The 10,073-nt window shown below is 71.6% G+C and carries 11 protein-coding genes; 10 read left to right on the plus strand and 1 reads right to left on the minus strand.

From position 1 onward, the window contains the following. The 4 genes from ABZ406_RS30430 to ABZ406_RS30445 all read left to right on the plus strand — a co-directional run. A partial coding sequence (locus tag ABZ406_RS30430) for a sugar ABC transporter permease (RefSeq protein ID WP_357768936.1) occupies positions 1-1,063 on the plus strand: 1,063 nt, incomplete at its 5' end. Beyond that, entirely contained in the window at positions 1,056-1,895 is an 840-nt protein-coding gene (locus ABZ406_RS30435) for a carbohydrate ABC transporter permease (protein WP_357768938.1), read from the plus strand. The genes ABZ406_RS30430 and ABZ406_RS30435, both read left to right, overlap by 8 nt. Before the next feature lie 29 nt (positions 1,896-1,924). Beyond that, positions 1,925-3,301, plus strand: a complete 1,377-nt coding sequence (locus ABZ406_RS30440) for a GH1 family beta-glucosidase (RefSeq protein WP_357768940.1) — start codon at positions 1,925-1,927, stop codon at positions 3,299-3,301. A gap of 108 nt (positions 3,302-3,409) precedes the next feature. After that, positions 3,410-4,078: a TMEM175 family protein gene (locus tag ABZ406_RS30445; RefSeq protein ID WP_357768942.1), complete on the plus strand. Its 669-nt coding sequence runs from the start codon at positions 3,410-3,412 to the stop codon at positions 4,076-4,078. Here ABZ406_RS30445 and ABZ406_RS30450 read toward each other — a convergent pair. Continuing rightward, positions 4,038-4,640, minus strand: a complete 603-nt coding sequence (locus ABZ406_RS30450) for a nucleotidyltransferase family protein (protein WP_357768944.1) — start codon at positions 4,638-4,640, stop codon at positions 4,038-4,040. The genes ABZ406_RS30445 and ABZ406_RS30450 overlap by 41 nt on opposite strands. Before the next feature lie 123 nt (positions 4,641-4,763). On the opposite strand from ABZ406_RS30450, the gene ABZ406_RS30455 reads away from it, so the two are divergent. The 6 genes from ABZ406_RS30455 to ABZ406_RS30480 all read left to right on the plus strand — a co-directional run bounded on the left by ABZ406_RS30455 (position 4,764) and on the right by ABZ406_RS30480 (position 9,994). Continuing rightward, entirely contained in the window at positions 4,764-5,258 is a 495-nt protein-coding gene (locus ABZ406_RS30455) for a 2Fe-2S iron-sulfur cluster-binding protein (protein WP_357768956.1), read from the plus strand. Then, positions 5,255-6,238, plus strand: coding sequence for a xanthine dehydrogenase family protein subunit M (locus ABZ406_RS30460; protein ID WP_357768946.1), 984 nt, complete (start codon positions 5,255-5,257; stop codon positions 6,236-6,238). Before ABZ406_RS30455 ends, ABZ406_RS30460 begins: the two co-directional genes overlap by 4 nt. Next, on the plus strand, positions 6,235-8,325 hold the full coding sequence (locus ABZ406_RS30465; RefSeq protein WP_357768948.1) for a xanthine dehydrogenase family protein molybdopterin-binding subunit: 2,091 nt from the start codon (positions 6,235-6,237) through the stop codon (positions 8,323-8,325). Before ABZ406_RS30460 ends, ABZ406_RS30465 begins: the two co-directional genes overlap by 4 nt. A 28-nt stretch (positions 8,326-8,353) precedes the next feature. Beyond that, positions 8,354-8,719, plus strand: a complete 366-nt coding sequence (locus tag ABZ406_RS30470; protein WP_357768950.1) for a metalloregulator ArsR/SmtB family transcription factor — start codon at positions 8,354-8,356, stop codon at positions 8,717-8,719. Next, complete coding sequence (locus tag ABZ406_RS30475) at positions 8,719-9,360, plus strand: SRPBCC family protein (RefSeq protein ID WP_357768952.1); 642 nt, start codon at positions 8,719-8,721, stop codon at positions 9,358-9,360. Before ABZ406_RS30470 ends, ABZ406_RS30475 begins: the two co-directional genes overlap by 1 nt. A gap of 118 nt (positions 9,361-9,478) precedes the next feature. Next, positions 9,479-9,994: an NUDIX domain-containing protein gene (locus tag ABZ406_RS30480; protein ID WP_357768954.1), complete on the plus strand. Its 516-nt coding sequence runs from the start codon at positions 9,479-9,481 to the stop codon at positions 9,992-9,994. Positions 9,995-10,073: the final 79 nt, after the last annotated feature.

Raw genomic sequence — 10,073 nt, forward strand, 5'->3', positions numbered from 1 at the left:
TCGCCACCGCACTCCTGCGCAGCCGGGCCGACTCCCGCGCACTCCACGTCACCGCGACCAGTTAGTTCACAAGCACGGTCCAAAACCCCCATCACTTGCCGACCGGCGCGAATCCCGGGCCGGGTCACCGACCCGGAAGCCGGCCCGCCGGCCCCGCGGCCCCCGCCGCTCACTTCTGCCGTATCTGCTGCTCGGCCCGGCCATCGTGCTGGAACTCGCCATCCACGTGATCCCCATGATCGTCGGGGTCTGGATGAGCCTGCTGGAGCTGACCCAGTTCCACATCCGCGACTGGTCCACAGCGCCCTTCGTCGGGCTGGAGAACTACCGGGCGACGCTCGACCTGAACAGCGCCGCCGGCAAGGAACTGCTGCACTCGTTCTGGATCACCCTGGCCTACAGCCTGCTGTCGGTTGGCTTCGCCTGGCTGCTCGGCATCTCGGCGGCAGTGGTCCTGCAACGGCCGTTCCGGGGACGGGCGATCCTGCGGGCGCTGTTCCTCACCCCGTACGCACTTCCGGTCTACGCCGCCGTGATCACCTGGAGCTTCCTGCTGCAGCGTGACACGGGCCTGGTCAACCACGTGCTCGTGGACCAGCTCGGTCTGCTCAACGAACGGCCGTTCTGGCTGATCGGCGACAACAGCTTCTGGTCGCTGCTCGTGGTGTCGGTCTGGCGCAACTGGCCGTTCGCGTTCCTCTGCCTGATGGCCGGGCTGCAGAACGTGCCCGGCGAGATGTACGAGGCCGCCGCGATCGACGGCGCCGGGTTCTGGCGCCGCCTGCGCTCGGTCACGCTGCCGATGCTGCGGCCGGTCAACCTGGTGCTGCTGCTGGTGCTGTTCCTGTGGACGTTCAACGACTTCAACACCCCGTTCGTCCTCTTCGGCGGCTCCGCGCCGCAGCAGGCCGACCTGATCTCCATCCACATCTACCGCAGCTCCTTCAAGACCTGGGACTTCGGCTCCGGCTCGGCGATGTCGGTGGCGCTGCTGCTGTTCCTGATGATCGTCTCGGCCGCGTACCTGCTGATCACCAACCGTCGGAGGGACGACCATGCGTGAGACCGCCGGTGAGCGCTGGGGTCGGCGCATCGTGCTGACCCTGCTCGCCCTCTTCGTCGTCATCCCGCTCTACGTGATGGTCACCTCGGCGGCCAAGCCGTTGCAGGACGTGCAGAACGGGTTCACCTGGTGGCCGAGCCGGCCCACCCTGCAACCGTTCGTCGACATGTGGAGCACCGTGCCGCTGGCGCGGTACCTGGTGAACAGCCTCGTGGTGTCGAGCGTCGCGGCGGTCTGCTCGGTCGTGATCGCCATCTTCGCCGCGTTCGCGGTCAGTCGCTACCGGTTCCGCGGCCGGAGCATCTTCACGGTGACCGTGCTGTCCACCCAGATGTTCCCCGGCATCCTGTTCCTGCTGCCGCTCTTCCTCATCTACGTCAACCTGGGCAACGCCACCGGCATCGAGCTGTACGCCAGCCGTACCGGCCTGGTCATCACGTACCTGACCTTCTCGCTGCCGTTCTCGATCTGGATGCTGGTCGGCTACTTCGACTCGATCCCCCGAGGGCTGGACGAGGCGGCGCAGGTCGACGGCGCCGGGCCGCTGCGCACCCTGTTCCAGGTCATCCTGCCGGCCGCCGTGCCCGGTGTCGTCGCGGTCACCGTCTACGCGTTCATGACCGCGTGGGGTGAGGTGCTGTTCGCCTCGGTGATGACCGACGAGGGCAGCCGCACCCTGGCCGTCGGCCTGCAGGGCTACTCCACCCAGTTCAACGTCTACTGGAACCAGATCATGGCCGCCTCGCTGGTGGTCAGCATCCCGGTCGTCGTCGGGTTCCTGGCGCTGCAGCGTTACTTCGTCGCCGGTCTCACCGCCGGGGCGGTCAAGTGAGTCATCCAACCCCAGAGGAGAACCGACCCGTGCCCGACCTGTCCAAGCTGCCACACGACTTTCTCTGGGGTGTCGCCACGGCGGCGTACCAGATCGAGGGGGCCGCCGACGTCGACGGCCGGTCGCCGTCCATCTGGGACACCTTCTCGGCGACCCCCGGCACTGTCGACAACGGCGACACCGGAGCGGTGGCGTGCGACCACTACCACAGGTGGCCCGAGGACCTGGCCCTGGTCCGCCGGCTCGGCGTGGACGCGTACCGTTTCTCGGTGGCCTGGCCGCGGGTCATGCCCGATGGTGTCGGGCGGGTCAACGCGGCCGGACTGGACTTCTACGACCGGCTCGTCGACACGTTGCTCGCCGACGGGGTGCGGCCGTTCGTCACGCTCTACCACTGGGATCTGCCGCAGGTTCTTCAGGACCGGGGCGGTTGGCCGGAGCGGGCCACCGCCGAGGCGTTCGCCGACTACGCGGCGGTGGTCGCCGGCCGACTCGGTGACCGCGTCGCCGACTGGTGCACTGTCAACGAGCCGCTCTGCGTGTCCTGGATCGGGCACCTGGAGGGCAACATGGCCCCCGGCGAACGGGACCTGACCCGCGCGGTGCACACCTCGCACCACGTGCTGCTCGGGCACGGCCTGGCGACCCAGGCGATCCGCGCGAACGCCGCCCGGCCCGCCTCGGTGGGCCTGGTCGTCAACCTCAGCCCGATCGAGGCCGCCACCGACCGGCCCGAGGACGTCGCTGCGGCTCGCCGGGCGGACGGGCACGTCAACAGGTGGTGGCTGGACCCGATCCACGGGCGCGGCTACCCCGCCGACATGATCGCCACCTACGGGGTGGAGCCGCCGGTCCGCGGCGACGACCTGGCGGTGATCGCCACCCCGACCGACTTCCTCGGCGTGAACTACTACTTCCGGCAACTGGTGGTGGACGACCCGACCGGTCCGGCGCCGTTCGCGAAGCAGGTGCCGGTGCCCGGGTCGGTGGAGACCGCGATGGGCTGGGAGATGTACCCGGCGGGCCTGGAGCGGCTGCTCGTCGACGTGCACGAGGAGTACCGGCCGGGCCGGATCATCGTCACCGAGAGCGGCTCGGCGTGGCCGGACGAGGTCACCAGCGACGGCACCGTGGAGGACAAGGAGCGCACCGACCATCTGGAGCAGCACCTTGCCGCGTGCGCGTCGGCGGTGGCCCGAGGGGTGCCGCTGGACGGCTACTTCGTCTGGTCGCTGCTCGACAACTTCGAGTGGGCGTACGGCTACGACAAGCGGTTCGGGTTGGTGCACGTCGACTACGCCACCCAGCGTCGGACTGTGAAGGCGAGTGGTCTGCGCTACGCCGAGTTGATCCGCGCCCACCATAGGCTCGCCCGCACCACCGGCACCGTGACGCCGGTGGCCTGAACGGGGGCGGCGCGAGCAGCCGCCCGGGGTGTCGACCCCGGGCGGCCGTGCCGAGCCGATCGGTCGAAACCGCCGCCGACCGCGTGGCCGAGTGGCTAGCCTGCGGCAATGTCCGCAGCACCCGACGAGGTCGAGCAGCCCGATCCCCGGGGACGGGTGTCCGCCACCGACCGGATGACGGCCTTCAGCGACGGCGTGTTCGCCATCGTCATCACGCTGCTCGTCATCGAGTTGCGGGTGCCCGAATACCACGAGGGCGAGTTGCTCACCGGCCTACTCGGCGAGGGCGCCTCCTATCTGGCCTTCGTGGTGTCGTTCGTCTACATCGGGGTGCTCTGGCTCAACCACCACGCGCTGCTGCGGCTGATCCGCGGCACCACGCTCGCGCTGAGCTGGATCAACCTTGGTGTGCTCTTCGGCGCGGTGATCATCCCCTTTCCCACGGCGGTGCTGGCGTCGGCGTTCACCCACGGCGACACCGACGACCAACGCGCGGCCGTCGCGCTGTACGCGCTGGCCGCGGCCCTGATGTCGGCCCCCTGGCTGGTCTTCTTCGGCTACCTGCACCGCCACCCGGCGCTGCTCGCACGCCCTGTCGACCCCGAGTACGTGCGACGGCAGCGGCTGCGACCGGTCACCGGTCTGATCCTGTACGGGCTCAGCGGTCTGCTCGGCTGGTTCGTCAGCCCGCTGCTGGGCCTGCTCGGCGTCATTGTCATGATCACCTATCACGCGGTCACCAGTGAGGGGCTGCCCCGCTGGCTGACCCGTCGTTGACCAGGCGGAACAGGTCGGCCGGGGTGTCCACGTCGACCGGGGAGCCGACGTCGTCGCAGGGCACCTCGACCACCAGGTCCGACCGGTCACGGAGCAGGTCACGGGCGCCCCGGTCGCCAACGGCGTATCCGCCCAGCATCGGCCACGTTCGCCGATCCAGCAGGATCGGGTGCCCCGGGCGGCCGGCGTAGGTGGCGACGGCGACGACCGCGCCACCGGCGTACGCCTGACGCACCCGGCGTACCGCGACCGGGCTGAGCAGCGGCTGGTCGACGAGGACGACGACGACCGCCGGTACCTGGGCCGGCAGCGAGGCCAGGCCCCGCAGCAGGGACGAGCCCAGCCCGTCGGGCCAGCGGTCGTGCCGGACCGGCACCGTGCCGGGCAGGTCGGGCACCTCGTCGGCGCCCGCGCCGAGCACCACGTGCACCGGTGCGCACCCGCCGTCGCGGAGCAGTCGGACCCCGCGCCGGACCAGCGGCTCGCCGTCGAGCTCGACGAGCGCCTTCGGTCGGCCGTAGCGTCGCCCGGCGCCCGCGGCCAGCAGTAGCCCGGCGGTCACCGTCGTCCCCTTCCGTACGAAAGGCTTTGCGTTATTCGCCCTGAAATATACCGACAAAGCTAGTCTGGGCCGGTGCAGAGCGGACCCGAGAACGCGACGATCGACGAGCGCCACTCGTCAGGGGTGACGATCGAGGTCAACGGCGCGTCCCGGGAGGTGACCCTGGACAACCGCACCACACTGCTCGACGCGCTGCGCGAGCACCTCGACCTGGTCGGGGCGAAGAAGGGCTGCGACCACGGCCAGTGCGGCTCCTGCACGGTGCTGCTGGACGGTCGCCGGGTGAAGAGCTGCCTGGTCCTCGCCGTCACTGTGGACGGCCGGTCCGTGGTGACCGTCGAAGGGCTGGCCGGACCGGACGGGCTGTCCCCGTTGCAGGCCGCCTTCATCGCGCACGACGCGTTCCAGTGCGGCTACTGCACCCCCGGTCAGCTCTGCTCCGCCCGCGGGATGCTCGACGAGGTCTCCCGGGGTTGGCCCAGCGCTGTCACCGGAGACCTGAACACACCCGCCGAGCTGACCGACGCGGAGATCCGCGAACGGATGGCCGGCAACCTGTGCCGCTGCGCCGCGTACCCGCACATCGTCGCGGCAGTGCGCGAGACGGCGTCCTCGTGAGGGCGTTCCGCTACCACCGCCCGGCCGACGTGGCCGAGGCCGTCGCCGTGCTGGCGGCCGAACCGCAGGCCACCTACCTGGGTGGTGGGACCAACCTGGTCGACCTCATGAAGCTCGGGGTGCAGCGCCCCGACGTGCTGGTGGACGTGACCGGGCTGCCGCTCGACACCGTCGAGGAGATGCCCGACGGCGGGCTGCGGATCGGCGCCACCGTCCGCAACAGCGACCTCGCGGCCCACCCGGTGGTGCGCCGCGACTACCCGGTGCTGGCCCGCGCCCTGCTCGCCGCCGCCTCCGGACAGCTGCGCAACATGGCCACCACCGCCGGCAACCTGTTGCAGCGCACCCGCTGCGTCTACTTCCAGGACACCAGCAAGGCGTGCAACAAACGCGAACTGGGCAGCGGTTGCGCCGCCCTGCACGGCCAGAACCGCGACCTGGCGGTGCTGGACTGGTCCGAGCAGTGCGTGGCCACCCACCCGTCCGACCTGGCCGTCGCGCTCGCCGCCCTGGACACGGTGGTGGAGGTGCACGGCGTCGACGGCCCCGCGGACATCCCGATCGCCGAGTTCTACCGGTCCCCCGGCACCCACCCGGAACGGGAGACCACAGTGGCCCGGGGCACGCTGATCACCGCCGTCCGGCTACCGCCGCTCCCGGCCGCGCGCCGCTCGACGTACCTGAAGGTGCGCGACCGGGCCTCGTTCGCCTTCGCCGCCGGCTCGGTGGCCGCGGTGCTGGACCTCGACGGGGACATGATCCGGGACGTGCGGCTGGCGTACGGGGCGGTGGCGCACCGGCCGTGGCGGGCGTACCGGGCCGAGGCGGAGTTGCGGGGACGTCCGTTCAGCCCCGAGTTGGTGGGCCGGGCCGCCGACGCGGAGCTGGCCGAGGCGCGCCCGCTCCGGCACAACGGCTTCAAGCTGCCCCTGACGCGGGCCATCACCGTACGGGCGCTCACCGAACTGGCGTCCTCGTGAGCACCGGGGCGGTCGGCCGCGCGTACCCCCGGTTGGAAGGCCCGGCGAAGGTCACCGGCACGGCCCGCTACGCGGTGGAGTACCCGGTGGACGGGGTCACCTACGGCTGGGCGGTGCCGTCGACGGTGGTGCGGGGCCGGATCACCCGGATCGACACGACGGAGGCGTTGGCGTCGCCCGGCGTGCTGGCCGTGGTGCACCACGGCAACGCGCACCGGATGGCACCCGGCCCGCAGCCGGAACTGCGGCTGCTGCAGGAGCCGACGGTGCACCACCGGGGTCAGTACGTCGCGGTGGTGGTGGCCACCAGCCTGGAGGCGGCCCGGGAGGGCGCCCGCCTGGTCCGGATCGACTACGACACGGGCCCGCACAGCACGGTACTCACCGACGACCACCCCGGCCTCTACAAACCGGACCAGGTCAACCCCAGCTATCCGACCGACACCGCCGAGGGCGACTTCGACGCCGGGTACGCGGCCGCCCCGGTGCGGGTGGACGTCACCTACCGGACCCCGGCGTACCACAACAACCCGATGGAGCCGCACGCCACCACCGCGCAGTGGCACGACGGGCGGCTGCTGGTACACGACTCCACCCAGGGTGCGACACCGGTACGCGCCACCCTCGCCGAACTGTTCGAGCTGCCACCGGAGTCGATCCGGGTTGTCGCCGAGCACGTCGGGGGCGGCTTCGGCAGCAAGGGGTACGCCAAGGCGTCGGTGGTCCTGGCCGCCCTCGCCGCCCGGCACGTCGACCGTCCGGTCAAGCTGGCGCTGACCCGCCAACAACTGTTCGGGCCGCTCGGTTACCGCACCCCCACCATCCAGCGGGTCCGCCTCGCCGCCGACACCGACGGCCGACTCACCGCCATCTGCCACGACGCGACGAGCCAGACCTCGACCATTCGCGAGTTCGCCGAGCAGACCGCCGTCTACACCCGCAGCATGTACGCCGCCCCGCACCGCCGCACCACGCACCGGCTGGTCCGCCTCGACGTGCCCACGCCGTTCTGGATGCGCGCCCCGGGCGAGTGCCCCGGGGCGTACGCCCTGGAGTCGGCGTTGGACGAGATGGCCATCGCCGTCGGCATCGACCCGGTGGAGTTGCGCGTCCGCAACGACACCGCCGTCGACCCCGACCAGGGACGCCCGTTCACCAGCCGCAACCTGGTGGCGTGCCTGCGCGAGGGCGCCCAGCGGTTCGGCTGGGACGGCCGTGATCCGTCGCCCCGGTCCCGGCGCGACGGCCGCTGGCTGATCGGGACGGGGGTGGCCGGTTCGAGCTACCCGGCCAGGGCCCGGCCGTCGACGGCCACCGCCACCGCCCGGCCCGACGGAAGCTTCCTGGTCCGGATCAACGCCACCGACATCGGCACCGGCGCCCGGACGGCGATCTGGCAGGTGGCCGCCGACGCGCTCGGGGTGCCACCGGAGCGGGTGGAGATCCTGATCGGGGACAGCGAACTGCCGACGGCCGCCCTGGCCGGCGGCTCGATGGGCACCGCCAGCTGGAGTTGGGCGGTCATCCGCGCCGCGCAGGCGCTGCGCGAGAAGCTGCGCGACGGCGGGCCGCCGACCGGCGAGGTGACCGCCGAGGCGGACACCACCGAAGAGGTGGACGGGCAGCCGGCGCTGCCCCGGTACGCGTACGGGGCACAGTTCGTCGAGGTGCGGGTGGACGCGGACACCGGCGAGGTACGGCTGAACCGGATGCTCGGGGTGTTCGCGGCCGGGCGGGTGGTGAACCCGGCGACGGCGCGCAGCCAGCTCATCGGCGGCATGACCATGGGCCTGTCGATGGCGCTGCACGAGGAGGGGCTGCTCGACGAGCGGTACGGCGACTGGGTCAACCACGACCTTGCCACGTACCACATCACCAGCTGCGCGGACGTGGAGTCCATCGAGGCGTACTGGCTGGACGAGCGCGACGACGAGCTGAACCCGGCCGGGGTGAAGGGCATCGGCGAGATCGGCATCGTCGGCGCCGCCGCGGCGGTCGCCAACGCGGTGCACCACGCGACCGGCGTACGGATCCGGGAGCTTCCGATCCGACTGGACAAGCTCATCGGAGTATCAGACTTGGCTTAAATAAGCCGAAGGTGATACAACTGTCGCCGTGCACGCCTTCGACGTGCTGGGCGACCCCGTCCGGCGCCGCATCCTGGAACTGCTCGCCGACGGCGAGCAGACCGCCGGTGCGGTCAGCACGACCATCCGCGACGAGTTCGGCATCTCCCAGCCCGCCGTGTCCCAGCACCTCAAGGTGCTGCGCGACAACGGCTTCGCCACAGTGCGGCCAGAGGGCACCCGGCGGCTCTACGCGGTCGACCCACGCCCCCTGCGCGAGGTCGACGGCTGGCTGGAACACTTCCGCCGGTTCTGGGCCCCACCCCTGGCGGCACTCGCCACCGAGCTGGCCCGGGGCCGACGCGAGCGTCGGCTGCACGGACCCGCCGACACACCCGACGAGAGGAACACCTGATGTTCGACGCCACCGAGCAGATCAACGCCGTCCAGCGGAAGGTCGGCAGCCGCACCCTGGAAGCCGGCGAGGCGCGGGTGACCACGATCAGCCAGACCTACCAGGCGACGGCCGAGGATCTGTGGGACGCCTGCACCAGCGCCGAGCGCATCCCGCGCTGGTTCCTGCCGATCACCGGCGACCTGCGCCTGGGTGGCACGTACCAACTCCAGGGCAACGCCCACGGCACCGTCGAGAGTTGCGAACCGCCGCACCGCTTCACCGCCACCTGGGAGATGGGCGGCGAGGTGAGCTGGATCGAGGTCCGGGTCACCCCCGTCGGCGACGAGCGCTCCCGCCTCGACCTCGACCACATCGCCCACGTCGACCAGGACCGGTGGGCCCAGTTCGGGCCGGGTGCGGTCGGTGTCGGTTGGGACCTCGGGCTCCTCGGCCTCGCCTCGCACCTGGCCGGCGACGGCAGCGGCGTCACCCCCGACCAGGCCGCCGAGTGGACCGCCTCGGACGAGGGACGACGGGCCATGGAACTGAGCAGCCACCTGTGGGGCGAGGCCAGCATCGCCGCCGGCACCGACGCCGACGAGGCCAAGGCCGCCGCCGAACGCACCACCGCCTTCTACACCGGAGCCCCGGCCGCCTGAGCATTCGACGGGACGGCGGCGCGGGGTCTGAAGGCCCGGGGCGGCGGCGCGGGGTCTGGGCGGCCGGCGGGGCGGCGGCGCAGCGGGCTGAGCGGGCATCGGAGTAACGTGCTGCGGCATGACCGGCACGCCGTACTCGCACTGTTCCTACTGCGGCGCCGCCTACCCGCCGGCCGCCGGATGGCCGCGAGTCTGCGCGGTCTGCGGCGAGACCGTCTGGCGCAACCCGGTGCCGGTGGCGGTCGCGGTGCTGCCGGTCCGCACGGCCGACGGCCTGGGTGTGGTCGTGGTCCGCCGGGACATCGAGCCGGCCCGCGGCCTGCTCGCGCTGCCCGGCGGCTTCATCGAGTACGGCGAGGAGTGGTCCGACGCGCTCGTCCGTGAGCTGCGGGAAGAGACCGGACTGATCGCGGCGGCCGATGAGGCCCGGCTGTTCGCGGTGCACGGAGCACCCGCCGGCGGCACGATGATGGTCTTCGGAGTGCTGCCCGAACGAGCGGCCGAGGACCTGCCACCATCGGCGCCGACCGAGGAGGCCACCGAGTGGCTGGTACTCACCGACCCGGTCGAGCTGGCCTTCGACACCCACACCCGGGTGCTCGCCGACTTCCTCACTCCCGCTCCCCCGCCCTGACCCTTCTCCGCGATCTTGCGTTTGCTGTCGCGACACAAGGGGGCATTCCGCGCTTGTCGACGACCGAAACTGCAAGATC

The organism is Micromonospora sp. NPDC005710, assembly GCF_040630995.1.
Taxonomy (GTDB): domain Bacteria; phylum Actinomycetota; class Actinomycetes; order Mycobacteriales; family Micromonosporaceae; genus Micromonospora.